Origin of the sequence: Paenibacillus nitricinens, assembly GCF_052056485.1 — a bacterium.
In the GTDB taxonomy this organism is placed as follows: Bacteria; Bacillota; Bacilli; order Paenibacillales; family Paenibacillaceae; genus Paenibacillus_AQ; species Paenibacillus_AQ nitricinens.
The window spans coordinates 183650-209026 of the sequence record NZ_CP183948.1 but is presented as its reverse complement, the minus strand read 5'-3'; the positions used below and the strand labels follow the sequence as shown (position 1 = coordinate 209026).

Sequence of the window (25377 nt, the reverse complement as noted above, 5' to 3'; positions counted from 1 at the left end):
AGTTAATATTGAATGAACGCTTTGATTATCAATTTCGATAGATTTTGACAATTTTTCTTAATTACTTAAGTCTTATAAAAAACATTCTATCGAACAAATGGAGTTTAAGTCGAATGGTTAGACCTTTTATCGAATAAGCAGACAGAAGACAGACATCCCGCCTTGTTGGAGAGATTGTCGTTCACCACCAATATATCAATATAAAGGGGATTCTCCGTTCATAGGATAAAGCTTGCGCCAGGATGCTTCGCGTAAGCCCTTTTCAACGTATCCATCACGAGGTTATTGTTGTTGGAATGGTTTAATACCCATAAGACAATAGAATTATCATATACATCAATAATGGCACTCCAATAGGCTTTGCGCCCATTCCCGTACTTCAGTTCTGTCACATCTGTACACTATTTTGAATTAGGGGAATTTGCATTAAAGTTACGGTTCATTACATTTTCAGCTACATGGATCTCCGCAGCTTTCAGTTCTTGAATCGCTTGATACAAGTTCACTTGCCGAACGAGCGTTAGCATGTATTTCGTCGCTTGATCTCCGCCAACTTTTTTGCGAAGTCATTCTCCATCTCTAGGTATTCATTTCGCGCTTCTAGCTCTTTAATCCGTAGCTTCAGACGTTCATGCTCATCTAGTTCTTCTTCAGGCTTTTTGCGACGCGATTGTCCTGAAGATCTTTTAGACATTAGAAAAACTCCCATCATTGTAGCAGTAGAAGTTTTTGTTTTTTCTACTGTCTACTATGATGGGAGCATATCACAATATCGTTAGCAGCTTTTATTTTATAAAACTATCTATTCCAACTTCATATAATACAGATTCGCCGTACTATCCTTCGTTATGATATGTGCGCCCGCCGTAATGGAGACAGTGGCAATGCCATTCGTTATAGGATAACTCGTTCCATCCACTTTGATTTTGGTTCCTTCTGTGTTGAACACTAGGGTTAGGGTTGAAGCTTTAGCAGCTGTGAACTGAATACTGGTTGCACTCTCAATTTTTAGACATTGGGTTAGGGTTGAACCCTGATATGTCACATTTCCCTTACTGGTTGAGAGATTCCCCTGAATATTAAAGAAGCTGCTCGTTGTTCCATCAGTGGTAAAGTTATGCAAGGTTGCTCCCGCTGAAGGCACTGGCGTGCCCGCTGGTGTCGTTGTAGGTACAGGTGTTGGTGTTATTGTTGGAGATGGTGTTGCTGTTTGCACAGGAGTAGCTGTTGGAGTCGGACTTGTTGGGTTTGAATTGCCCCCTACAGAGACAAGCCCCGTTGTGTAGCTTCTGATTGCAGACATCAGCGCTGTATTCAGCGCATACGATGCATCATCCACGGAATCATTAAATGCCCATGTGAAGTCTCCGCCATTCAGACGTCCGGCTTTTGCCGTAACAACCTGTTCTACATTGCTTACGTTATCAATATTCGATACGTTCACTCCGGTTTGGACGCTCGTATCGAAGTTATTATATGCTGTTCCGCCTTTTAATGCTTTGTATGAGCCTGGGACGGATTCATTTCTCGACGAGGCTAAGTAGGCATCAAATGAGGCTGTATTAGCAGGAGCTGTCCCTGTATTGGAGTTAGCGTAGATAAGACTTGAAGCATCAACAATTAGATTGTTATAAGCTTTAATCACACCTCCATTTTCACCCGAGAACGTACCCTCACCTAAAGCATCTGTACCCTGTAAAGAACTAAGCATTGGGTCTTTAGTATTTCTAAAAACATTGGATTCCACAAAAGCCGAAGCTCCGGTTGTAACGCCGACACCATATTTCGAGACTCCATCATAGAAGTTATTATAGACGTGAACAGAGGCCACTCTGATCCGCGGATGACGAGAGTCCGAATGATCGAACCAGTTATGGTGGAAGGTAACAAAGAATTCTGCAGACTCACTAAGTCCGACTAGAGCAGCCTTTCCGGAATCAAAGTAGTGATTATACGAGATGGTAATGTACGTCGATCCTTTTTTGAGGTCCGTAGATCCGTCACCCTTGGCTTGGTCTGCATCGCTCCCTGCGGATCCATAGAAAATATCATTATTATGCACCCATACATTCGCATTGCCTGTGTCCATTGAAATGCCATCGTCAGGAAATAACATCACACCCAGATTTCTTACTTCCAAATTACCAACATATCTAAGCAGCAACCCCCAACTGTATGCATAAGCATCTTTTCCGATACCTTCGATTGTAATATTCATTTCCGAATAATTATTTTTACCTTTGACTTCAAGATATCCACTGCTGTTAAGCTGTCCGCTCAGGTCAGCAGCTGTAACTTTACCGATAATTCGGATGGCAAGTGGGGTTGTATCATAACCCTTTTGTCTCAGAGCCAAGATACTACCAAGACCAACGCCAGTTTGTACAGCACCTGAGCTGTTGATTTTCACATCAAGTGTTACGGTTTTCGCATTCTGAGATGTTATATAAAGCACTTGAGCACCATTCCTGAGGGTTCCATTCTCATTATAAGCACCCGAACCCGTACCAAATGGCGAGCTTGCCGAAAAAGAAAATCCAGATCGATCATATGACGTTACGGATAACGTATTTGATACTGCACTTGCCGCTCCTCCCCCCGACAGGGTAGCTTCAACCTTCATTACATAACTTCCAGCTGCAAGCCCTACAGCATCCGCTCTCCAATAGGAAGAATATTTGCGGATCAATTCATTATCAATCTGTTGGTACCCCGAATCTGATGCGCTTGCCTGTTTAACATATACGTTATATCCTGTCGCATTACTTACAGGTGACCATTCCACATATGCCGCTTCATTCCAGCCTCCACTGCCTGTTATCGAAAGACCAGCAGCATGCACTACTGTATTTGTCCATCCACCTGCTATCAAAGAAAGTGCAAGAGAAAACAACACACCAATACTGATTACCTTGGCAATACTTTTTTTCATTTTATTCCCTCCTGATTCTAATTTGTTGCAGATAGAATTGTAACCGCTTGCAAGAAGATATAAAGTTTCCTTTTCACCTCCTGAAAATATTACATTTTATGGGACTAAAACATCCTCAACATATCAGAACAGAAATCAGTTCCGATACAATCATTTGCTCATATTTTTCACATATAACAGTATTCTGAGTTAATGATTATAGGACAGAGCATTGATACACTCGTACTTTCAGCAATGTATCCTGGGCTCTTGTGAAAATACAACACGAATAGCCACACAGTAGCCAGCACATAATAAAAATCACAACCATTAGATAAACAAGGGAGGAGCTTTCAATTGAGTGCAAATCAACCAGATAAGAATCTAATCAACACAGTAAAAGAACTGGAAGCCACGCCCGTAAACAGCCTGGAAGCCCAACAGCAGCAGCAAGCCCGTAATGATCGCCGCAAACAAGCTCTGCATGACAGCGATGGCAAATTCTCAGAAAATGAATCTGGGAACTTCCATTAGAGTCTTCAGCTATGTCCGAACCCCAATAAATTGTACGTTTTATGATCCTTTCCAAAATGAAAAAAACGTAAAAAAGCGACCACGATGGTCGCTTTTTTACTGATATTAAGAAATGCCTTCTCCTGCAAATCATTTTTATCTTCAGTATCCTGATGAATACTCTTTGCTTTCTTTTAAGCGAGCGATATCATGGCCCGTCGGGTTTTGGAAGACACGAAGCCCAAATATCGGTACAACTGCAAAAATGTGATCAAAGATATCAGCTTGAACCGATTCATACACCACCCAGTTAGTATCATTGCTAAACGCGTAGATTTCTAAGGGCAGTCCATTATCCTCTGGCGCTAGCTGTCTGACGATCAGTGTCATATCCTTATGAACTTTTGGATGATTCCTCAGATATTCATGGATATATTCTCTGAATACACCAACATTCGTGAGATGTCTTCCATTTACTTTACTCTCCGTATTGATTTGATGTTCGATATTATAAATGCTAATTTCATTTAATCTTGCCCTTATAAAATCGGAAAGGTAGTGAATCTTCTGGAATTCCTCCATCATTTCTTTTGTACAAAAGCATATGCTGCTTGTATCGATATGAATGCTTCGTTTAATCCTTCTGCCGCCAGATACTTGCATGCCCCTCCAGTTTTTGAACGAGTCTGAAATAAGGGCGTAGCTAGGAATCATGGTGATTGTTTTATCGAAATTCATAACCTTTACCGTATTCAATGTAATGTCAATTACATCACCATCCGCATTATATTTAGGCATTTCGATCCAGTCACCTACACGCACCATATCATTAGATGATAATTGGACACCTGCCACCAAGCCCAATATAGAATCTTTGAAAATCAGCATAAAAACAGCTGATAATGCACCTAACCCACTAAGTATAATCAATGGATTCTGACCAATGAGGTTAGAGATCACCACAATAACACCAATGATAAATAGAATAATCTTTGCAACCTGAATGTACCCCTTGATCGGTCTAATCTTGGAGACCTCGAATGAGCGATAAATAGCATCGATGGCATTAAGCAGTGCATTAAACACCGTGATAGTTACGATAATCATATAAGTTAAGGCGGATTTTTCAATAAAAGCCTGATATAGCGGAAAGATAGACGCAGAAAAATAAATGATGAAGGCTGGCGCGAGATGCGACAGCTTGTGAAACACTTTTTTCTCCAAAACGATATTATCCCATGCATACCGATCCTTACTAATGAAATGAATAATTATCTTCAGCACGATTTTTTTGGCTACTAAATTGGCCAGTACAGAGAGTAGTGCTATAAATAAGACCATGATTATATTCGAAAGATAACCTGTCATTTGTTCGCTTACACCGTATCCTGCTAGTTGATCTTTTATAAAATTCATCATTTCCTCCTGCTGCGTGTTACTTAAATTGTTTGATGAAATGGTCTAGCACTAACATTCGACGTATCGATCGTTGCGGGTGAACTTATTGTCTAGTTTCAACTAATTGTATTAACCTGGTTAACGCGCTTGAGTAAATTGTGTCATGTCTATGCACAAACCATACCTGCAAATCTCGATACTCTTCAGGCAAACGGTGGGAAGTGATTATGCCCTGTTCTTCCGCCTTGGCAATCGATGACTGTGGCAGCATAGACACACCAAGTCCAGAGGAAACGCCATCTAGAATAACTGCTAATGTGCCAAATTCCATAATCTGATAAGTGGTCAGGCCAGTGCCTCTCAGAAAACTCTCTGCTTTTGCCCGATGCGTACATCCAACGTCAAAGAACAACATCGGTTTCATGAGTAGCTCATACATTTCGTTTTGTCCCGGCTCAGAGATCAACACCAACTCCTCTTCAAAGGCCGAGATATGTTCTATATCTGGCTCATCAACAGGACCATAGACGAACGCTCCATCAAGCTCGTAATCCAACACCTTTTGTAAGAGCGCATGTGTCACACCCGTAGTGAGCGATAAATTAACATCCGGATATCGTGATTGATACTCGGCCAATAGAGGAGTCAGGTGAATGACTGCTGTCGCTTCAATGGAGCCTATCCGAAGAGGCCCTGCAGGATGGTCCGAGTATTGTGTAGTTTTCACAGCCTCGTCCATCAGAGTCAGTATTTTATCCGCATATCCCAGTAAATTCTCGCCAGCCAAAGTTAGCGTCATTCCTCGATTGGATCTCCGAAAAAGGGGTGTTTTCAACTGAGCCTCAAGATACTGAATTCGAGTCGTCACATTAGACTGTACATAGTTCAACATTTGCGCAGCCTTGGTTATGCTCCCCTCTCGAGCCACAGCCTGAAATATTCTTAAATCTCCGCTTTCCATTTCTATGTCACCTGCTTGGTATGATCATTTATGATACTCACATTCGGTTTTGTTCATTTTACTGTATGATTCCCACTCTGTACAATTCAATATAGATTCATTGAAATACGAATTACTGGAGGATTAGGATGAAAGCAATCGTACATGCTGGGATGAACGGCTTGAAGAGCCTGACATATGAAGACGTTGTTGACAAACAGCCGGGCTTCGGCGAAGTAAAAGTAAGGCTGAAAACCGCAGGGTTAAATCATCGAGACTTATTTCTCATGGCGGATCGAACAAATGAGGATGCTCCCCTAATTATGGGCTCTGATGGGGCGGGTATAATTGAAGCGGTAGGTGAAGGCGTAACATCACTTACAGTAGGTACCGATGTAATCATTAATCCGTGTATCGGATGGGAAATCACCCAAGATGTCCCGAACGTTCCGGCCATAGTGGGCGGCCCTTCAGATGGTACATTTGCCGAGTCTATCATCATCCCTGCGCAAAATGCCATCAGCAAGCCAGCTTATTTGTCTTGGGAAGAAGCGGGCGTGTTGCCCTTGTCTGCCTTGACAGCCTATCGGGCTTTGTTTACGAGAGGCCGATTACAGCAAGGTGAACATATCCTTATTCCAGGCATTGGTGGCGGTGTGGCTACTTATGCCATGCTTATGGCTTCAGCAGCGGGTGCACGAGTCAGTGTCACATCACGAAGTGAAACAAAAAGGCTAGTTGCTCTTGCACATGGGGCAGATCATGCCTTTGACAGTCATAGTGATTGGAAGGAAAGTATGAAAGGAGAAACAGTGGATCTCATCCTGGATAGTATCGGGCCAGCGACGTTCCAACAGTACTTTGATATCATTAAGCCAAATGGCCGGATCGTTACATTTGGGGCAAGCTCAGGAGATCGAATGGAATTAGCAGTACGATCCATATTTTACCCCCAAATTAGTATCATCGGCACCTCAATGGGAAGCAGTGAGGAGTTTGTTGCGATGCTTCAATTTATGGAACTCCACTCGATATACCCTATCATTGATAGTGTGTATCCTTTACAAGACACCCTTCAAGCCTTTCAGCGAATGCAACAGGGGGAGCAGTCTGGGAATATTGGAATAAGAATTGATTGAAAAAAGACACCTCACAAGGTGTCTTTACTTACTCCAAACGGAGCAGAGCCGTGGCGTGGCAAATTCATTAGCCGCCGTGCGTTCAAGTGCATGCAAGTATTCCACCGCAACGTATCAAGGTCAGCAACCATCTATCCTCTTATGTGGTGCTGGCACGTCGTTTAGCAAGCGCCATTGCAGCGACATGGCCTGAGCTCCAGGCCCATTGCAGGTTATAGCCGCCGCAATCACCATCGACATCCATCACCTCACCTGCCAAATAAAGCCCAGGTACAATCTTAGATTCCAACGTTCCTTCAACTAGGTCAGTCGTATCGATCCCACCAGCTGTTGTTTGTGCATTCGTGAAGCTATTGGTATCGGCCACTATAAATTCCCAACGCTTCATGAGTCGATAAAATATTTTCTTAGTTTTCCACGATAAATCCTCACAGAGCAGGTGAACCTGTTGATCAATTCCCGCTTCCTTCAGCAGAACCGGAATCAACTTCTTGCTGATGATGCCGATAAAGGCGTCCGCAACTGTCCGGTGCCCGAAGATCGCCCAGTGTGTTTCCAGAAAATCAATTACCTCTTCTTCCGTACGTTCCGGCATCATATCAACCGACAATGTCACGGACTCTCCTCTTCCGAGATTATACGCAGCCTTCCTGCTTAGCTGAAGTATTGGCGGGCCCGAGATGCCATAGTCCGTGAACAGAATTTCACCATATTCACTGCGGATGACTTCATTGTTTACGATAATATGACCTAATCCCTCGAATTTGATGCCAGATAGTTCCTTCAAATACGGATAATCTAACTTCAATTGCACAATGCCTGCCACAGGATGAATCATAGTATGTCCCAGCCGTTCGACAAGCGTATAACCGGATCCATCTGTTCCCGTTTTCGGAGCAGTAAGACCCCCCGTACATAAAAAGAGGTATTTGCTGGTATACTCGACTAGCTCCTCTGTCTCCGTTTGGCATTTAATCGTAAAGCGCGGATGTTCCTCCGAAACGATAATATCCAACACCTTATGTTTATAATATACGGGAACATTCCGATCCTCCAGCGCCAGCTTAAATACACCCGGCACCGAAGCCGCCTGCAGCGACATCGGATACATCCGGCCATTCTCCAAGCTTACAAAAGGAAGCCCGAGCGAGGAGAAAAATTCGATCGTTTGGCGGACACCGAATTGCCGCAATACATGTATTGGGAATCCTTCCTGATTACTGTGATACTTGCGTGATAAAGCGGCCGCTTCATCCGTACCGGTGGCGGTGGATTGGTTCGTAATGTTGCAACGCCCGTTACCCGTCGTTATTATTTTCTTCCCAAGCCGGTCATTGCTCTCAATAATTGCAGTATCAATACCTTGGTCCCTTGCCGTAACTGCAGCCATTAGACCTGCAGCACCTCCACCAATAATGAACAGTTCGTGGTGCTTAGAAGTCTGATCCTCATACATGTTAATTGATGCATCCCTTTTCCTATAAATTTATTGAATTTGCTTAGCTAGCGCCATCGCGGCCACATATCCGGAACTCCATGCCCATTGCAGATTATAGCCGCCGAAATCTCCGTCCACATCCATCACTTCGCCAGCCAAATAAAGACCAGGCACTAACTTGGATTCCAGCGTTCCCTCGATTAGTTCAGTCGTATCGATGCCACCAGCTGTCACTTGCGCATTCGTAAAGCCATTGGTATCCGTCACTTTAAATTCCCAACGCTTCAAGATTCGATAAAATGTCCTCTTGGTTTTCATCGATAGATCCTGGCAAAGTAGCTGTGGCTGCTGGTCGATGCCTGCCTCCTTCAGCAGGACAGAAACCAACTTCTTGTTGAAGATACCCACAAGAGAATCTGCAACAGTCCGGTGTCCAAAGGTCTCCCAGAGCATTTCCAAAAAATTAACTAGCTCTTCCTCCGTGCGGTCCGGCATCAGATCAACCGATACTGTCACATTCTCTCCTCTTGCGAGATGATAAGAAGCTACCCTGCTTAGCTGGAGAGCTGCCGGACCAGAAATGCCATAATCCGTGAAAGCAATCTCACCAGATGCACTGAGAATGTTTTTACCATTTACAAAGATATGGGCTTGTCCCTGAAATTTGATACTGGTCAGCGCCCTCATATTCGGATACTTTAGCTTCAATTGCACAATGGCTGGCAAAGGCTCGACCAGGGAGTGCCCCAGACGTTCGGCAAGCGTATAACCAGGAGGTTCTTTTCCCGCATTTGGACCGGTAAGGCCACCCGCACAGAGAAATAGATATTCACTGGTATAAACAACCTCTTGTACCTCCCCCTCCTCTGTTTCCGTTTGGCATTTTATCGTGAAGCGCGGATGATTCGTCGAAACAGTAACATCCAACACTTTGTTCTTGAGGTATACCGGAACATTCCGATCCTCCAGCGCAAGCTGAAAAATATCCTGCACCGCTGCAGCTTGCAGCGACATCGGATACATCAAGCCCTCCTTCAATCTTGTAAGCGGAAGCCCGAGCAAGGAGAAAAAATCAATGGTTTGACGAATGCCAAATTGCTGTAATACCGCCAATGGAAATCCAGCCTGATTACTGTGGTACTTACGCGACAAAGCGACCGCTTCATCCGTACCCGTCGCAGTGGAATCATTCGTAATGTTGCAGCGGCCATCACCTGTCATTAATATCTTCTTTCCAATCCGGTCGTTGCTCTCCAGAATGGCAGTATCGATACCCATATCACGCGCAGTAACAGCGGCCATTAGTCCGGCAGCACCCGCGCCGATAATTAACAGCTTATGGTGGGTACTTTGAAATTGATTCATGATGATCTCACCCTATTTCTTATTCTAAATAAATATTATAGCATTAAGTAACTATTAAATCCTTTATCTATAGGTATACCGTTCGCGAGGCAATGCTCTATATCCCTATTTTTCCACTATTGTATATACCTTAAACTCAATAATTAATTATATCAAAATAAAAAGACAACGCAGCATATAAAGAAAGAGAGCATGCGTTTAAACAATTCTTTCAGATTCACGTATGAGAATATATTAGTATTAATAATCACCGTACCTTCACCCGTCGTCTTCATACCCCCTAGTAAGTGAGTCATGCTGATATTGCTACTGTATCCACTAACAGCAAGCCCCAGAACAGTCTAAGGATAAGCCGTTTAACCGCCACGTATTGTCCGAAACTTCCGTTAGAATGAAAAAAGACACCCTTCAAGGTGTCTTTCGCTGATACTCCATATACTAATTCCCTGCAGAATTAAGATACGTTTCAGCTTCTTCTATCGATTCATACAAGTTTGCAATATCTTTAAACATACGATACATTTGCGCTTTGTAGAACGAGGTAGGCGCAACATACACCCATTTGTGTTTTGTAGAGATTCCAGCTTTGACAGCTTCTTCACTAGTTGGAGCAAGAATTGCCAACACTTCTTGCTTAAATACCAGGCCACCAGTAATTACAGTCATACCTGTAAACCCTCGCTTAGTTTTCTTCAGTACTTTCGGAAATTGTTCCGCATACGCAAGGGCATCCTCAACATCCATACCGTCCGATGTTACAATAATTCTGTTTTTGTTTTTAACATAATCAATAGTAAAGCTCATGATAGTAATTCCTCCGAATGTTTTTCTTTTTGGATGCTTAATACCATAATTTTATATCAATTCGAGTTCTTATAGATGTAGTTTCGGAAAATGTGCCATTAATTATTAACTTCAAAGTGAATGATCTTATTCAAGATGTAGACAATAGGTCTGCAATAATGAAAACATTTAGTTCCCCATAACTCCTTGTCTAGATTCGGTGTACAATCCAAGCACTAAACAGCAAAAAACCCGCTAATTCAGCGGGTTTTTCTTATGGAGCCGAGGGGAGTCGAACCCCTGTCCGAAGATAACGGCACATAAGCTTCTACGAGTGTAGTCACAGTTTTGATGTCACCCGAGTATCGCCCCGTAACCGGCTATACGTTGGGTCAGCCTGATTATCTTCTTCCGTTGACCCCAGGCGGAGACCAGACGGCGTATCCCACTACTTGTTAGCCCCTATCCCTGTCACATGGGCGATGCAGGGTAGAAGCACGCGCGCAGTTTCTTAGGCTGCGAAAGCGTAGTTGTTTTGTTGTTTGCCGTTTAATAGGCTTTAGCGTTGATGAAGCGGACGCGTCCCCACTACTCGCTACTCATGCTCGAACTACCCCCGTCGAATCCAAGAACGGCCCCTCATTAAAAAGGGCGCTTCGGATCAAGCGGATCTTCCAAGCAAGAGAGATCCAATCCACAGCTTCTTCTTGAAGAAGTCTGTAACGAAGCAATAATCTTACTTACTCAGTATATCACATTTATCAATACTTTAACACGTGGGTTAAAGGAATTGAAGGTGGAAACTGGTACTCATTTGAATCGTCCATTCTTCCTAGATTATCTGGCGATCTTTTGCTTCTCACGCAATACACGCTGGATATCACGCTGAGCATCACGCTTAGCAGCAGAGTCACGTTTATCGTACTCTTTCTTACCTTTACCAAGACCAATTAACAGCTTCGCATAGCCATTTCGCACATAAACCTTGAGTGGCACAATCGTAAATCCATCTCGCTTGGACAAGCCCAGCAGTTTATGAATTTGCTCCTTATGCATCAGCAATTTACGAGTACGCGTCGGGTCCGTAGGGTTAGCACGATTACCTTGTTCAAACGGGCTGATATGCATGTTGTGAATGTGAATCTCACCGTTACGGATCGTAGCAAAAGCATCTCCAATATTAGCGCGGCCATTACGCAGCGACTTGATCTCTGTACCTGTCAGCACCAAGCCAGCTTCATAAGTATCCTCGATAAAATAATCATGGGAAGCTTTTTTGTTCTGGGCAAGTACTTTCCCGTCTGCTTTTTTACCCATGAGAATCACTCCTTGAATCATATTCATAAGTTAAAGTAACCATGTCTCTCTAATCTTAAACGACATAGTCATCGAACGTCTGATCTATATTGTAACAAATGGAATCGATTGTGCGCAAGGAAGGATCAGGTAATCCTTTCTCGGCCATTTTGACAACTAGTTGTCAGTAAGTTTACCCAATAGTTAACTTTAATTACATTTGTTTGTAAAAATACGTTTGTGTTTCTTTATTCACACATCCCAGTCAACTCATACCCTTTTCTATTCACTCTTTCCCTCCGACGCTACGCTAAAGCTACATAAATGCACTTTATACATCTATTTAATATATTTAGACGCTCGATGGTTGTTTAGTTGTACTTTCTGCAGTTAAAAACTCGAAAACATGCGGTTTTGAAGATACTGATCAGATTTAGTTGTACAAAGTGCAATTAACTCAATCTCTACTGAAACACCGGAATTTTAACTGCACATTATGCAATCAAAAAATAAGCATCGTTATAACACTGGTTACTTCGCTCCAATCCAAGTGTCAAAGTCACAAAATGACGCTGTCTCATAGCTTCTTCAGGCTATTACTTAACAACTTATGGAAACCAATAGTCTCGTTCAGAAACGAGACTTTCACACTTGAGCAGCGAAAAAAAATTAAAAAAGCACTGCCCCCTCAAAGGAGACAGTGCTTAATCTTGTGTCATAGAGCTACGTAACGCAGTCCAATAACGTTATTTATTTCTTCTTTCTCTTACGAGGAGCTCCGTCTGGAGCGCTGCCTGTAGTATCGCTACGTTTAGAAGCGGCTTGTTCCGACGTCTGAACGTTGCCCGGTGTCACGGATTGACCGATGAACACACCGCTTTTGTTCTTCTTTTTCCGGCGACCTTTACCTGTTGGAGCACCGCCACGGCCTTCTCCACCGCCAAAGTTACCACCGCGGTCCTCACGGCTACGGAACTTCGTGCTGCCGTCCAGACCGCGGACTTCGCCGCCGGAAGAGTCAGACGCAGGAGCGCCATATCCGCCTTTGCCGGAGCCAAAGCCGAAGCTAATGCCGCGTCCACCACCGGCACCGCCGTTGTCACCGCCGCGGCCTCGCCCGCCGCTGCGCTCACGCGGCGCGCCTGCGTTGCCGGCTTCGCCTCCGCGCTCTGCGCCGGTGCTTCCGCCCGGCGCCGCCACTACCCGGCTCGCATCCTCGCCGGTATCACGCCCGCGCTTCCGCTTTCCGCGTCCGCCCGGTGCAACACCGGCCGCTTCGCGCGGCCCTTCGCCGGCGCGCACACCAGCGCCCGGCTTGCTCTTGCCCGCGCCTACAACAGCGCCGGGCTTGCCTTTACCGCCGCGGCCCTTGCCGCCGCCGGCCTTACCCCCAGCGGCTGGCTTGCCGAAGCCGCCACCAGCCCCACGGCCGCCCTTGCCACCGCGGCCGCCTCCAAAGCCACCGCCGCGATGTTCACCTGGCGCGCGTGGCTTCATGTCGACCAACTCGAAATCGATCGTGTGGTCATCCATATTTACCTTGGCGACTCGAATCTTCACCTCGTCACCAATGCGGAACACCCGCGATGTGCGCTCGCCAATGAGCGCCATATGCGCTTCGTCGAAGTGATAATAATCGTCGCTCATAGCGCTGAGACGAATAAGGCCTTCGACAGTATTGTCCAGCTCGATGAACATTCCGAAGCTGGTCACACTGCTGACCATTGCCTCGAATTCCTCGCCTACTTTATCCTGCATATATTCAGCTTTCTTCAGCTGCTCTGTATCGCGTTCTGCTTCTACCGCTACACGCTCACGCTCCGAGGACTGCTGAGCAATATCAGGCATCCGGCCGGCCAAATAATCATGCCGTTTCTGGCTCAGCGCCCCTCCATTCTCAATCACTTCACGCATTACGCGGTGAATGACCAGATCGGGGTAACGGCGAATCGGCGAAGTGAAGTGGGAATAGTATTCCGCAGCCAGTCCGAAATGGCCTGTGCTCTCCGCATCATATTTCGCCTGCTTCATGGAACGCAACATCATTGTGCTAATAACGGTCTGTTCTTTAGTCCCTTGGATTTGCTCCAACAGATCCTGCAAAGCACGTGGATGAACCGAATTGCCACGTCCCTTCACGTGATATCCGAAATTAGCTGCAAAAGCCATAAAATTCTGCAGCTTCTCTGGATCCGGATCTTCATGAATCCGGTAAAGGAACGGAACCTTCAACCAGTGAAAATGCTCCGCGACTGTTTCATTCGCCGCGAGCATAAATTCCTCGATAATTTGCTCAGCTACAGAACGCTCACGCTTCACAATATCTACAGCCTTGCCGTTCTCATCTACGATGATTTTGCTCTCTTCAAAGTCAAAATCAACCGCGCCCCGCCGCATCCGCGCATCACGCAGCTTCATCGCCAATTCTTTCATGAGACGGAAATCATCAATTAATGGACTATAGCGCTCCAGCAATTCTGGATCTTCATCCTCCAAAATTTTGCGGACATTGGAATAAGTCATTCTTTCCTTGGTGCGAATCACACTTGTAAAGACATCGTGCTTCACGACTTTCATGTGTTCGTTAAATTCCATCTCACAGGACATCGTTAAGCGGTCTACCTGTGGATTCAAACTGCAAATCCCGTTAGACAAACGATGAGGCAGCATCGGAATGACCCGATCGACCAAGTACACACTACAGCCCCGATCATAGGCTTCTTTATCGAGCTCAGAGCTCTCACGCACATAATAACCTACATCCGCAATATGCACGCCTAGCTTGTAATGCCCATTCTCCAGCCGCTGAACATTAACCGCATCATCCAAGTCTTTAGCATCTTCGCCATCTATCGTGACAATGTTCAGTCCACGCAAATCGCGTCGTCCCTGCTCAGCAATTTCCTCTTCTGTGATGGATTCCGGAGCGTTGTCCGCTTCGTTCATCACTTCAGCGGGAAAGGCCTCTGGCAGCTGATGCTTACGGATAATAGATAGAATATCAACTCCCGGATCATCCTTATGTCCGAGGATTTCAATAATTTCACCCTCTGCCGCTGATCGGCCTTCTGGATAATTAACAATGCGCACAACGACCTTTTGGCCGTCTACCGCTCCCATGAAGGATTGCTTTGGAATAAAAATATCACGGTTAATCCGTTTATCATCAGGCAGCACAAAACCATAGGTCTCCAAGTTTTGAAATACGCCAACTGTCTGCAATACGCCTCGTTTTACAATACGTTCAACTTCACCTTCCATACGTCCGCCGGACGGACTTTTAGAAGTAATACGGATTAGGACGATATCTCCATTCATAGCTCCCTTAAGATCATTCGCATGGATATATACGTCAGGATGATCACGATCATCCGGGATAAGAAAAGCGAAGCCTTTCGCATGAGCCTGTAACCGGCCTCGCAGTAAATCCATTCGTTCCGGCACGCCATAACGTGCATTTCGAGTTAATACAATTCTTCCGTCCTGCTCTAATTCAATTAGTAGTTCCTCGAACTTTTTAAACCCTGTGCTATCTTCTAGAGCAAAATGGCTCACCAGCTCTTCATAAGTCATTGGTTTATATGCAGTTTCCCGCATGAAATCGAGTAATATTTCTTGTGTTATCATGTTCGTCACCCCAACCCTCCGCGGCTCCAAGCCGCTGGCAAATATGTATGTCTTGTCCTGCTCTGTAGTAATGCCAAGTAAATTTTACCTTTACCTACTTCATACCCTAGTATACACGAAATCAATCCTGCGCATCCCTGTTACTGTCATCCAAAGGTAAATGCAGTACAAAATTTCACTCCACCGAAAAAGAAAGTCTTCTTTATGATGCTTTTCGTGCCGAATTCTTTATTCTTACTACTATGAAAAGAAAAGCACCAACAGGTGCTTCTCCTTTTAATTATAACAAAAAAGCCTTCACTCCATTCCATTCAGAACAGAGCGAGGGCTTACTGTAGGTACTTTAGTCAATGAAAACAGCAGCTAGAATTGCCATAATGAAGAATCCTGCAGCAAGTCCAACAGTTACACGTTGTAGTACAAGTTCCATACCACGAGCTTTTGTTTTACCAAAGAGATGCTCAGCACCGCCGGAGATGGCACCGGAAAGACCCGCGCTTTTCCCCTTTTGCAGAAGAACGACCGCAATAAGACCGACGGAAAAAATCAGGAGCACAACTTTCAAAAAGATATCCATTCACTTCCACCTCCTACGCCTAAGCATCACTATCTATGGTAATTGAGGTTATCACGATACATAAACAGTATTCTTATTTTATCATAGCAATGCCGTTAATACAACAGCCTAGGCTGTTAAGTCGTAGCTTTTCTTGAAAGATTAGAATAAACAGCTATTCAAAAAAAGACCCGCCATAATGGCGGGTCTTCGTACTCTGCTATAAAAGCAGATTATCTTTTAAGGTTGTAGAAGGATTTCAGGCCGTTGTATTGAGCCAATTCACCCAACTCGTCTTCAATGCGAAGCAATTGGTTGTATTTAGCAACACGGTCTGTACGGGAAGGAGCACCCGTTTTGATTTGACCAGCGTTAGTCGCAACAGCGATGTCAGCGATTGTGCTATCTTCGGATTCGCCGGAACGGTGAGAGATAACAGCTGTGTAACCAGCACGTTTAGCCATTTCGATAGCATCGAAAGTTTCAGTCAATGTACCAATTTGGTTAACTTTAACCAAGATGGAGTTACCGATACCTTTTTCGATACCTGTTGCAAGACGCTCAGTGTTTGTAACGAACAAGTCGTCACCAACCAATTGAACTTTGTCTCCCAATTTTTCAGTAAGCAATTTCCAACCATCCCAGTCGTCTTCGGACATACCGTCTTCGATTGTGATGATTGGGTATTTCTCAACCCATGAAGCAAGAAGGTCAACATACTCAGCGGAAGTGTAAGATTTACCTTCGCCAGCAAGTGTGTATTTACCGTCTTTGTAGAACTCAGTGGAAGCAACGTCCATACCCAAGAATACGTCAACGCCTGGTTTGTAACCAGCTTTTTCAATAGCTTCGATAATTGTAGTGATAGCTTCTTCATTCGAACCAAGGTTTGGTGCGAAACCACCTTCGTCACCCACAGCAGTGTTCAGGCCTTTGGATTGAAGTACGGATTTCAAGTTGTGGAAAATTTCAGCACCTGTACGAAGAGCTTCTTTGAAGCTTGGAGCTCCTACAGGAAGAACCATGAACTCTTGAACATCGATGTTGTTATCTGCATGCTCACCACCATTGATGATGTTCATCATTGGTACTGGAAGAGTTTTAGCGTTGAATCCGCCCAGGTATACATACAAAGGAATATCCAATGCTGCTGCAGCTGCGCGAGCTACGGCCATGGATACTGCTAGGATTGCGTTAGCGCCCAATTTACCTTTGTTATGTGTTCCGTCCAAAGTAATCATCAATTTGTCGATGCCCACCTGATCAAGAGCGTCCATACCGATAACTTCTGGAGCAATGATTTCATTTACGTTCTCAACAGCTTTAAGAACGCCTTTACCCATGTAACGGGATTTATCGCCATCACGAAGCTCTACAGCTTCATGAGCACCAGTGGAAGCGCCGGAAGGAACGATAGCGCGGCCTTTAGCACCGGATTCAAGATAAACGTCAACCTCTACAGTTGGGTTACCGCGGGAGTCAAGGACTTCGCGAGCATATACATCAGAAATAATAGTCATTTTAGTTAATCTCCTTTAAACAATGTTTTGGTTTTTAATTGTTAAAGCTTGAATCTTAGGTATTGTTTCCTTATTTGCGACTAGCAATCATGGATTGACCGGTCATTTCAGCAGGTTGCGGAAGTCCCATCAGATCCAGAATGGTTGGTGCTACATCGGCAAGGATACCGCGATCGCGCAATACAACATTTTCATCCGTAAGGATGAACGGAACCGGGTTAGTGGTATGAGCTGTGAACGGACGACCGTTCTCATCAAACACCATGTCTGCATTACCGTGATCGGCAATAATGATCGCAACGCCACCCTTGGCAACTACTGCGTCCACTACTTTACCTACACACTCATCAGTTACCTCTACAGCCTTGATTGTTGGCTCCAGCATTCCGGAGTGTCCAACCATATCAGGGTTTGCAAAGTTAAGGATAATAGCATCCTGTCTTTCCGCTTCAATTTCTGCTACGCAGGCTGCAGCCACTTCGTAAGCACTCATCTCAGGTTGAAGATCATAGGTTGCTACTTTAGGAGAGTTGATCAAGATACGAGTTTCTCCTGGAAGCTCCTCATCACGTCCACCACTGAAGAAGAACGTTACGTGCGGATATTTCTCAGTTTCCGCGATGCGCAGTTGCTTCTTGTTTTGTTGCACAAGTACTTCACCCAATGTGTTATCCAGGTTCTTCGGTGAATAGGCTACATAACCTTGTACCGTTTCACTGAAAGTAGTCAGGCATACGAAGTGCAAGTCTTGCGGGAACAAAGGACCCCGTTCGAAACCACGGAAATCTTGATTCGTGAACACTTGTGACAACTGAATAGCACGGTCAGGGCGGAAGTTGAGGAACACGACGGAATCGCCGCTCTCTACTGCCGTTACCGGCTTGCCTTCACTGTCTACAATTACGCTAGGTTCAACGAATTCGTCGAACACGGAATTTGAATAAGATGCAGTGATAGCTTGCAGAGCATCCGTGTATTTCGGTCCTTCGCCATAAACCATAGCACGATAGGCTTTTTCTACACGATCCCAACGTTTGTCACGGTCCATTGCGTAATAACGCCCGGATACCGTAGCAATTGTACCTACTCCAACCTCTTCAATCTTAGCAACCAGATCTTGAACAAACTTCTTACCACTATCTGGAGGTACGTCCCGGCCATCCATGAAAGCGTGGATATACACTTCGTGCATATCTTCTTTCTTAGCCAGGTCAAGCATAGCAAACAGGTGATTAATATGGCTATGTACCCCTCCGTCGGATACAAGCGCGTAAAGATGAAGCTTTTTACCTGTGTTCTTAGCATTTCTAACTGCGGCTACCAGTGTTTCATTATCGAAGAATTCGCCCTCACGGATCGATTTATCGATACGAGTCAAATCCTGGTATACAATCCGTCCTGCACCAATATTTAAGTGCCCTACTTCAGAGTTGCCCATTTGGCCTTCTGGAAGACCAACAGCTTCACCACAAGCAGTAAGGGTAGTATTAGGATATTGTTTCAAGTAACGGTCATAGTTAGGTTTGTTAGCTTGAGCAACGGCGTTACCTTCAGAGGTTCCACGCAAACCGAAACCATCCATGATGATCAAAGCTACAGGTCTTGGAGCTGACATCTTACTTCGCCCCCTCAACCAATTGAACGAAGGAAGCAGGCTGCAAGCTGGCACCGCCAACAAGCGCACCATCGATGTCGCTTTGGCCCATGTACTCAGTTACATTCTCAGGCTTCACGCTGCCGCCGTATTGAATACGAACAGCTTCAGCTGTTGCTGCATCATACAAATCTTTTACAAGACTGCGGATGTAAGCAATAACTTCGTTAGCATCTTGGGAAGTGGATGATTTACCTGTGCCAATAGCCCAGATAGGTTCGTATGCAATGACAACTTTTGCTGCTTGCTCGGCACTAAGTCCTTGGAATGCAGCTTCAGTTTGTACTTTACATACTGCTTTAGTTTGATCAGCTTCACGCTCTTCGAGCTTTTCGCCAACACATACGATTGGAGTGATACCGTGACGGAATGCAGCATGCATTTTCTTATTCACGATTTCATCTGTTTCGCCAAAATAAGCACGACGCTCTGAGTGACCAATGATTACATAGTCTACGCCGAGATCGCTAAGCATTACACCACTGATTTCTCCAGTGTAAGCACCGTTATCTTCAAAGTGCAGGTTCTGTGCGCCAATCTTGATGTCTGTACCCTTTGCAGCTGCTACAAGTGCAGGCAGGTTAGTAAATGGAGCGCAGATTACAGTCTCAACGCCTTCTACTTCTGCTTTGCCTTTGATGTCAGCAATAAAGCTTTCTGCTTCAGGAACTGTTTTGAACATCTTCCAGTTTCCTGCGATAATTGGTGTTCTCATGACTTAAGTTGCCTCCTTCTTGGGTCTTACTTATCGTTCAGTGCTTCTACGCCAGGAAGCGCCTTGCCTTCCATGAACTCAAGGGATGCACCGCCACCAGTTGAAATATGATCCATTTGATCAGCCAGGTGGAATTTCTCTGCTGCTGCTGCGGAATCTCCGCCACCAATAACAGTATAACCTTCAGTAGTTGCACAAGCTTTTGCTACTGCAATTGTACCTTCAGCGAATTTATCAATTTCAAATACACCCATAGGTCCATTCCAGACAACTAGCTTGGAGTTTTTGATCACATCTGCATAAAGCTCACGGGTTTTCGGTCCGATATCAAGACCTTCCCAGCCTTCTGGGATTTCATTGAAAGGAACGATTTGCGTGTTGGCATCCGCACCGAATTTATCGGCTACCACGACGTCAACTGGAAGCAAGAAGTTCTTACCAAGCGATTTGGCTTTCTCAATGAATTCAAGAGCAGTTCCCAATTTATCGTTGTCCACTAGGGAAATACCGATTTCAAATCCCAATGCTTTGGTAAAGGTGTAGGACAGACCGCCACCGATCAAGACATTGTCTGCCAAATTCAGCAGGTTGTCGATCACGTCAATTTTGTCCTTCACTTTCGAACCACCGATGATTGCAGTGAAAGGACGCTCAGGGTTAGAAAGAGCTTTACCCAGAACAGACAATTCTTTCTCCATCAAAAGACCGGATACAGCTGGTAGGAAATGAGCGATACCTTCTGTCGATGCATGAGCACGGTGAGCCGCACCAAACGCATCGTTAACGAACAAATCAGCCAGTTCAGCAAATTGTTTAGCCAGTTCAGGATCGTTTTTCTCTTCGCCTGGGTAGAAACGAACATTCTCAAGTACAAGTACGTCGCCTTCTCCTAGCTCAGCAATTTTTGCTTTTACAGCTTCACCAACAGCTTCGTCAGCTTTAGCTACTGGTTTGCCAAGAAGCTCGGACAGACGTTCAGCAGCAGTAGTCAAACGCATGGAATCTACGAATTGGCCTTTAGGACGACCCATGTGACTTGCAAGAATGATCTTTGCACCGTTCTCAATCAAATATTTAATAGTTGGAAGTGTTTCGCGGATACGAGTATCATCAGTAATTTTACCGTCTTCTACAGGCACGTTGAAATCCACGCGTACAAATACGCGTTTACCCTTTACTTCTACATCACGGACGCTCTTTTTGTTCATGATTAATTCCTCCACACCCCATATTGTTTCTAGCAGGAAACAAGAAATACATTTAGAAAGAGCGGAAACAAGGAACTTCTGTTTCCGCTCTATAGATGTTGCTTATATCAAGTCAATTACTTAGCGATTTTAGCGAATTTCTCCAAAGTACGAACCAATTGTGCAGTGTAGGACATTTCATTGTCATACCAAGCAACCGTTTTAACCAGTTGTTTGTCGCCAACAGTCAATACTTTAGTTTGTGTAGCATCGAACAGGGATCCGAAAGTCATACCTTTGATGTCGGAAGATACGATTTCATCTTCAGTGTAACCATAAGTGTCTGGATCGGAAGCTGCTTTCATAGCTGCGTTGATTTCTTCAACAGTAACGCTCTTATCAAGAACAGTTACAAGCTCAGTGAGGGAACCAGTTGCAACTGGAACACGTTGAGCTGCACCATCCAATTTACCTTTAAGTTCTGGAATAACCAGACCGATTGCTTTAGCAGCACCAGTAGTGTTAGGGATGATGTTCTCAGCTGCTGCACGAGCACGTCTGAAGTCACCTTTAGCATGTGGAGCATCCAAAGTGTTTTGGTCGCCAGTGTAAGCGTGAATTGTAGTCATCAAGCCTTCAACGATACCGAACTTGTCGTTCAATACTTTTGCCATTGGAGCTAGGCAGTTAGTAGTGCAAGATGCGCCGGAAATAACAGTCTCAGTACCATCAAGAATGTCATCGTTAACGTTGTAAACGACAGTTTTCATGTCGCCAGTAGCTGGAGCGGAGATAACTACTTTCTTAGCTCCACCTTTCAAGTGTTTTTCAGCTGCTTCTTTAGTTGTGAAGAAACCTGTGCACTCAAGTACGATATCAACGCCTAGGTCGCCCCATGGCAATTCTTCAGGGTTGCGGTTAGCAAGAACCTTAACTTCTTTACCATTGACTTTGAAGAAGCCATCATGAACTTCAACATCACCTTGGAATTTACCTTGAGTTGTATCATATTTAAGCAAATGAGCAAGCATCTTAGCGTCAGTCAAGTCGTTGATTGCTACCACTTCGATACCTTCTACATTTTGAATACGGCGGAAAGCAAGGCGTCCAATACGTCCAAATCCGTTAATTCCAACTTTTACACTCATTGAATAGTTCCTCCTAGAATTCGTTTTATTTATTCAAAACAGACCGTGAAGCCTGTCATGACAACAATGTTAAGTATAATGCAAGATATATGTTCTAGTAAGTTACGACGATATCTGTAACTGATTGTCAATCTCCTTGCCTATTTCCACAGCAGCAGCCTCGTCCGTGACGAGAATATTCTCCTGCCCGAAACGCAGCATGGCATGAATAGCTTTGGCCTTTGGCTTGCCTCCGGCAATACCGATGACAGTTTCCGTCCGAACAATATCTTCTAGACGTAATCCCATCGTAAGCATCGTATGCACAACCTGACCATCTTCATTAAAATAATATCCAAAGGATTCTGCCACTGCTCCCTCACCCTGGATTTCTGAGACAGTAGCCTCATCCAGCTTGCGGCGGCGAGTCATTTCAATGGCATCCCCAATCCCATGTACAATAATACGCGAACTGCGGATGATTTGTACAATCTCTCCAATATTAGAATCAAGTGCTAATGACTGATAGGCATCCCCACTAAGTAAATCAGGGACATGCAGCAACCGGTAATTCGCTCCAACCCGTTTTGCCATTGTAGAGGCAATCGTGTTGGCTTGAATCTCCATACTCTCTCCTAATCCGCCACGCGCTGGAACAAACCAGGCGTTCTTATAGGAAAGGGATAACGGCGGTGTCAGTTGATCAGCCATATCGGCAAGCGTTGATCCACCTGTGACAGCAACAATATCATCTGTACGGAGGACACTGAGCAGCGCTTTTGCACCTGCGCGGCCAAGCTCACGTTTGGTGAATGGTGATGACTCACAATCACCCGGCACCACAATGACTTTATCCAGACCGTATGTTGCCCGAATTTTCTCTTCCAGCTCATCCAGACCAAACAGGCTCTTAACGACCGGCTCTAGCAAATCAAGCAGTCTGCGCCCAGCAGCGCTAATGCGCATACCAACGCTCTCGATCTCAATGAGCCCTTGCGATTTCAGAAGATCCGTCTCGGCACGCAGTACCCGCTCAGTCATATCAAGCGAAGCGGCAAGCGTTCTGCGTCCAATGATATCGGACAGCATGATCTGATGAAGAATCGTGTACCGTCTCTTAAGGGTTTCCATGAGATCAGGCAGAAGCTGCTTTTGGATATCTAATAAATTACGCATGCTTTCACTCCTGCAACTTCGTCTTCCTCTATTCCCTTGTTCATGGTCTCAAAATGTCCCGGGTAAACTTTTTAAGTCCCACTCATATTCTAACCAAATATTGCTCGAAGTGCAAGTCTTCCGAGAGTAGAATTCTCAAGCGCTTGTCTTCTTATACATTTATAAGATTGGGAAAGAGTTAAAGCACCTAAAACCTGTCATTAACTATCCAGATTCTATCTCTGAGTGAAAACGAATATAAGCTTGTCTACCTTTAAGAAAAAGGATAGTGTCCTGCTCTGTATTATTAAATTCATTGCAATTGCTCAGGAATTATATTATAATCATTTTTGTTGCGCCCGTGGTCCAATGGATATGACGTAGGCCTCCGAAGCCTGAGATCCAAGTTCGATTCTTGGCGGGCGCGCCATTAATTTCACTTTTGTACATAATTTAGTAGTGCCTATACTACTACTTAACCAAAGAGCCGCATGTCGGCTCTTTTTTTTGAATATAAGTTTGACTTTCTTTGACTTTTTGTTTGAATTTGTTTATCATGTGGGTAATACGGCAAGAGTAAAAATGAATACATTTGAAGAACCAATATCAAGGAGGTTTTCCACGTGAGTTATATTCCTATGGTAGTAGAACAGAGCAACCGCGGTGAGCGCGCTTATGACATCTATTCCCGCCTGCTGAAGGACCGCATCATTTTCCTTGGAACGGAGGTTAATGACGTGGTAGCCAATTCTATCATCGCACAAATGCTGTTCTTGGCTGCCGAAGATCCTGAGAAGGACATTCACCTTTATGTGAATAGCCCTGGTGGTTCCATCACTGCAGGTATGGCTATTTTTGATACAATGCAGTACATTAAGCCAGACGTTTCCACCATCTGTGTCGGTATGGCAGCTTCCATGGGAGCTTTCCTGCTTAACGCTGGTGCTAAAGGCAAACGCTTCGCACTTCCTAACAGTGAGATCATGATTCACCAACCTCTGGGTGGTGCTCAAGGTCAAGCAACGGATATCGAAATCCGTGCTCGCCGTATCCTCAAATTGCGCGATAAGCTGAATCGCATTCTTGCAGAACGTACGGGTCAACCCCTGGAACGTATTGAGAAGGATACAGATCGTGATTACTTCATGACTGCTGCAGACGCGGCAGCTTACGGTATCGTTGATAAAGTCATCGAGAAAACACTGCCTAGCGGTGTGTAAGCTATAAAACAACACAAAGAGGCTGTACACTATCCACTTGATGGCTAGTGCACAGCCTCTTTGCTTTTCAGACCCCCATTACAAATGAATCTCAATTAAATCAAACCACCATAACCAAGCGCATTGAGTTTCTCAGCAATCACACGGTAGCCTCGGCCATTAGGATGTAAGTGGTCAAACGATAAAAGGCCTCTCTCATTTCCTGCAAACTCACCATAAATAGAAGCAAATCCAACTACTCGGCTACTATACTGCGATGCATAGCGGTTAAACTGCTTCACCCACTCTGTAGCGCCTACTACCTGAGGATAGGGATTATACAATCCCACAATTCGAATGATATAAGGTCTACGTGCCCCCGCTTTCAATTGGAAGAGAATACTCATAATGACAGCGAAATTTTGTTTGCATTCCTGCAGTGATCTTCCCAGCTCTTTAGATAAATTCCCAGGTTGTCTAGCTGCAGCCTTTGCAGCATGAATTAAATCGTTGCCACCGATGGATAGCGTGATAATGTCGGCTGCTCGAATGGCTTCGCGAGTCATTGCACTCCCCCGTAGCCGCTGTTCCAGTTCAGAAGTAGTCAATCCATTCACGCCCAAATTCGTAGAGGCTACATTAGAACGCAGTCTCCCTTCCGCCATTCTACGGTACACCGGTACAAAACCGTTACCTGGCAGAGCGCCAAATCCAGTCGTCAAGGAATCGCCAATTGCAGTGTATTGATAGCTCATAGCTCTCCCCCGTTCATAAACTAGTTACTCCATTTAGCATATGAATTCGAGGTGATTCTGGTAAGGGGGAGATGTCCAGTGGTGGCACTAGCGGTTACG

At 44.8% G+C, this 25377-nt stretch carries 21 protein-coding genes, 1 tRNA gene and 1 other RNA gene; 4 read left to right on the top strand and 19 right to left on the bottom strand.

All coding sequences use genetic code 11. The annotated features are described in order from the left end of the window. Window positions 1-218: 218 nt before the first annotated feature. The 3 genes from ACN6KS_RS01005 to ACN6KS_RS00995 form a co-directional block, all read right to left on the bottom strand. The gene (locus ACN6KS_RS01005; RefSeq protein WP_440961126.1) at window positions 219-392 is read right to left on the bottom strand and encodes a hypothetical protein; all 174 of its coding nucleotides are present in this window, start codon (window positions 390-392) and stop codon (window positions 219-221) included. Between the two features lie 128 nt (window positions 393-520). Further along, a complete protein-coding gene (locus ACN6KS_RS01000) occupies window positions 521-694 on the bottom strand; it encodes a hypothetical protein (RefSeq protein ID WP_341133520.1) in 174 nt (57 codons plus the stop codon). A 108-nt stretch (window positions 695-802) separates the two neighbouring features. Then, the gene (locus tag ACN6KS_RS00995; RefSeq protein WP_440961125.1) at window positions 803-2932 is read right to left on the bottom strand and encodes a pectate lyase family protein; all 2130 of its coding nucleotides are present in this window, start codon (window positions 2930-2932) and stop codon (window positions 803-805) included. 336 nt (window positions 2933-3268) lie between these two features. Between ACN6KS_RS00995 and ACN6KS_RS00990 the strand changes: the two genes are divergently transcribed. Then, a complete protein-coding gene (locus ACN6KS_RS00990; protein ID WP_179085866.1) occupies window positions 3269-3445 on the top strand; it encodes a hypothetical protein in 177 nt (58 codons plus the stop codon). Between the two features lie 141 nt (window positions 3446-3586). Here ACN6KS_RS00990 and ACN6KS_RS00985 read toward each other — a convergent pair whose 3' ends face one another. Together ACN6KS_RS00985 and ACN6KS_RS00980 are read right to left on the bottom strand one after the other, a co-directional pair. Next, the gene (locus ACN6KS_RS00985) at window positions 3587-4840 is read right to left on the bottom strand and encodes a mechanosensitive ion channel family protein (protein WP_440962356.1); all 1254 of its coding nucleotides are present in this window, start codon (window positions 4838-4840) and stop codon (window positions 3587-3589) included. A gap of 85 nt (window positions 4841-4925) precedes the next feature. After that, window positions 4926-5783 carry a LysR family transcriptional regulator gene (locus ACN6KS_RS00980; RefSeq protein WP_440961124.1) on the bottom strand — a complete coding sequence of 286 codons (858 nt, stop codon included), beginning with the start codon at window positions 5781-5783 and terminating at the stop codon, window positions 4926-4928. Between the two features lie 128 nt (window positions 5784-5911). Here ACN6KS_RS00980 and ACN6KS_RS00975 point away from each other — a divergent pair, with 128 nt between their 5' ends. After that, window positions 5912-6901 (top strand): zinc-binding dehydrogenase, encoded by a 990-nt coding sequence (locus ACN6KS_RS00975; RefSeq protein ID WP_440961123.1) that lies wholly within the window; start codon window positions 5912-5914, stop codon window positions 6899-6901. Between the two features lie 139 nt (window positions 6902-7040). Here ACN6KS_RS00975 and ACN6KS_RS00970 read toward each other — a convergent pair whose 3' ends face one another. The 13 genes from ACN6KS_RS00970 to ACN6KS_RS00910 all read right to left on the bottom strand — a co-directional run bounded on the left by ACN6KS_RS00970 (window position 7041) and on the right by ACN6KS_RS00910 (window position 23345). After that, on the bottom strand, window positions 7041-8357 hold the full coding sequence (locus ACN6KS_RS00970) for an NAD(P)/FAD-dependent oxidoreductase (protein ID WP_440961122.1): 1317 nt from the start codon (window positions 8355-8357) through the stop codon (window positions 7041-7043). Window positions 8358-8387: 30 nt separating this feature from the next. Then, a complete protein-coding gene (locus tag ACN6KS_RS00965; RefSeq protein ID WP_440961121.1) occupies window positions 8388-9704 on the bottom strand; it encodes an aminoacetone oxidase family FAD-binding enzyme in 1317 nt (438 codons plus the stop codon). Between the two features lie 438 nt (window positions 9705-10142). Further along, window positions 10143-10508: a hypothetical protein gene (locus tag ACN6KS_RS00960; protein WP_094874399.1), complete on the bottom strand. Its 366-nt coding sequence runs from the start codon at window positions 10506-10508 to the stop codon at window positions 10143-10145. A gap of 253 nt (window positions 10509-10761) precedes the next feature. After that, window positions 10762-11126, bottom strand: a transfer-messenger RNA (tmRNA) gene (gene ssrA / locus ACN6KS_RS00955). Window positions 11127-11324: 198 nt separating this feature from the next. Beyond that, window positions 11325-11804, bottom strand: coding sequence for an SsrA-binding protein SmpB (gene smpB, locus ACN6KS_RS00950; RefSeq protein WP_042123338.1), 480 nt, complete (start codon window positions 11802-11804; stop codon window positions 11325-11327). Between the two features lie 729 nt (window positions 11805-12533). Continuing rightward, complete coding sequence (gene rnr / locus ACN6KS_RS00945) at window positions 12534-15410, bottom strand: ribonuclease R (RefSeq protein ID WP_440962355.1); 2877 nt, start codon at window positions 15408-15410, stop codon at window positions 12534-12536. 343 nt (window positions 15411-15753) lie between these two features. Further along, complete coding sequence (gene secG / locus ACN6KS_RS00940) at window positions 15754-15987, bottom strand: preprotein translocase subunit SecG (protein WP_042123332.1); 234 nt, start codon at window positions 15985-15987, stop codon at window positions 15754-15756. 212 nt (window positions 15988-16199) lie between these two features. Then, window positions 16200-17486, bottom strand: a complete 1287-nt coding sequence (gene eno, locus ACN6KS_RS00935; RefSeq protein ID WP_042123330.1) for a phosphopyruvate hydratase — start codon at window positions 17484-17486, stop codon at window positions 16200-16202. A 70-nt stretch (window positions 17487-17556) separates the two neighbouring features. Beyond that, window positions 17557-19101 (bottom strand): 2,3-bisphosphoglycerate-independent phosphoglycerate mutase, encoded by a 1545-nt coding sequence (gene gpmI / locus ACN6KS_RS00930; protein ID WP_094877730.1) that lies wholly within the window; start codon window positions 19099-19101, stop codon window positions 17557-17559. A gap of 1 nt (window position 19102) precedes the next feature. Continuing rightward, entirely contained in the window at window positions 19103-19855 is a 753-nt protein-coding gene (gene tpiA, locus ACN6KS_RS00925; protein WP_060626476.1) for a triose-phosphate isomerase, read from the bottom strand. A 26-nt stretch (window positions 19856-19881) separates the two neighbouring features. Beyond that, window positions 19882-21063 (bottom strand): phosphoglycerate kinase, encoded by a 1182-nt coding sequence (locus ACN6KS_RS00920; protein WP_094873189.1) that lies wholly within the window; start codon window positions 21061-21063, stop codon window positions 19882-19884. A gap of 116 nt (window positions 21064-21179) precedes the next feature. Beyond that, window positions 21180-22190, bottom strand: a complete 1011-nt coding sequence (gap, locus tag ACN6KS_RS00915) for a type I glyceraldehyde-3-phosphate dehydrogenase (RefSeq protein WP_036687120.1) — start codon at window positions 22188-22190, stop codon at window positions 21180-21182. A 102-nt stretch (window positions 22191-22292) separates the two neighbouring features. Beyond that, window positions 22293-23345 carry a sugar-binding transcriptional regulator gene (locus ACN6KS_RS00910; RefSeq protein ID WP_042123320.1) on the bottom strand — a complete coding sequence of 351 codons (1053 nt, stop codon included), beginning with the start codon at window positions 23343-23345 and terminating at the stop codon, window positions 22293-22295. Between the two features lie 334 nt (window positions 23346-23679). On the opposite strand from ACN6KS_RS00910, the gene ACN6KS_RS00905 reads away from it, so the two are divergent. Then, window positions 23680-23754: transfer RNA gene (locus tag ACN6KS_RS00905), tRNA-Arg, on the top strand. Window positions 23755-23947: 193 nt separating this feature from the next. Further along, window positions 23948-24544, top strand: a complete 597-nt coding sequence (gene clpP, locus ACN6KS_RS00900) for an ATP-dependent Clp endopeptidase proteolytic subunit ClpP (protein WP_042184034.1) — start codon at window positions 23948-23950, stop codon at window positions 24542-24544. A 95-nt stretch (window positions 24545-24639) separates the two neighbouring features. Here the strand turns inward: clpP and ACN6KS_RS00895 are convergent, their stop codons facing one another. Continuing rightward, complete coding sequence (locus tag ACN6KS_RS00895; RefSeq protein ID WP_280787072.1) at window positions 24640-25278, bottom strand: GDSL-type esterase/lipase family protein; 639 nt, start codon at window positions 25276-25278, stop codon at window positions 24640-24642. Between the last annotated feature and the right edge of the window lie 99 nt (window positions 25279-25377).

What these genes read in the sequence shown, in the direction of transcription:
- ACN6KS_RS01000 (WP_341133520.1), bottom strand. Translation starts at nt 694, where the DNA reads ATGTCTAAAAGATCTTCAGGACAATCGCGTCGCAAAAAGCCTGAAGAA.
- ACN6KS_RS00995 (WP_440961125.1), bottom strand. Translation starts at nt 2,932, where the DNA reads ATGAAAAAAAGTATTGCCAAGGTAATCAGTATTGGTGTGTTGTTTTCT.
- ACN6KS_RS00985 (WP_440962356.1), bottom strand. Translation starts at nt 4,840, where the DNA reads ATGAATTTTATAAAAGATCAACTAGCAGGATACGGTGTAAGCGAACAA.
- ACN6KS_RS00980 (WP_440961124.1), bottom strand. Translation starts at nt 5,783, where the DNA reads ATGGAAAGCGGAGATTTAAGAATATTTCAGGCTGTGGCTCGAGAGGGG.
- ACN6KS_RS00975 (WP_440961123.1), top strand. Translation starts at nt 5,912, where the DNA reads ATGAAAGCAATCGTACATGCTGGGATGAACGGCTTGAAGAGCCTGACA.
- ACN6KS_RS00970 (WP_440961122.1), bottom strand. Translation starts at nt 8,357, where the DNA reads ATGTATGAGGATCAGACTTCTAAGCACCACGAACTGTTCATTATTGGT.
- ACN6KS_RS00965 (WP_440961121.1), bottom strand. Translation starts at nt 9,704, where the DNA reads ATGAATCAATTTCAAAGTACCCACCATAAGCTGTTAATTATCGGCGCG.
- ACN6KS_RS00960 (WP_094874399.1), bottom strand. Translation starts at nt 10,508, where the DNA reads ATGAGCTTTACTATTGATTATGTTAAAAACAAAAACAGAATTATTGTA.
- smpB (WP_042123338.1), bottom strand. Translation starts at nt 11,804, where the DNA reads ATGGGTAAAAAAGCAGACGGGAAAGTACTTGCCCAGAACAAAAAAGCT.
- rnr (WP_440962355.1), bottom strand. Translation starts at nt 15,410, where the DNA reads ATGATAACACAAGAAATATTACTCGATTTCATGCGGGAAACTGCATAT.
- secG (WP_042123332.1), bottom strand. Translation starts at nt 15,987, where the DNA reads ATGGATATCTTTTTGAAAGTTGTGCTCCTGATTTTTTCCGTCGGTCTT.
- eno (WP_042123330.1), bottom strand. Translation starts at nt 17,486, where the DNA reads ATGACTATTATTTCTGATGTATATGCTCGCGAAGTCCTTGACTCCCGC.
- gpmI (WP_094877730.1), bottom strand. Translation starts at nt 19,101, where the DNA reads ATGTCAGCTCCAAGACCTGTAGCTTTGATCATCATGGATGGTTTCGGT.
- tpiA (WP_060626476.1), bottom strand. Translation starts at nt 19,855, where the DNA reads ATGAGAACACCAATTATCGCAGGAAACTGGAAGATGTTCAAAACAGTT.
- ACN6KS_RS00920 (WP_094873189.1), bottom strand. Translation starts at nt 21,063, where the DNA reads ATGAACAAAAAGAGCGTCCGTGATGTAGAAGTAAAGGGTAAACGCGTA.
- gap (WP_036687120.1), bottom strand. Translation starts at nt 22,190, where the DNA reads ATGAGTGTAAAAGTTGGAATTAACGGATTTGGACGTATTGGACGCCTT.
- ACN6KS_RS00910 (WP_042123320.1), bottom strand. Translation starts at nt 23,345, where the DNA reads ATGCGTAATTTATTAGATATCCAAAAGCAGCTTCTGCCTGATCTCATG.
- ACN6KS_RS00895 (WP_280787072.1), bottom strand. Translation starts at nt 25,278, where the DNA reads ATGAGCTATCAATACACTGCAATTGGCGATTCCTTGACGACTGGATTT.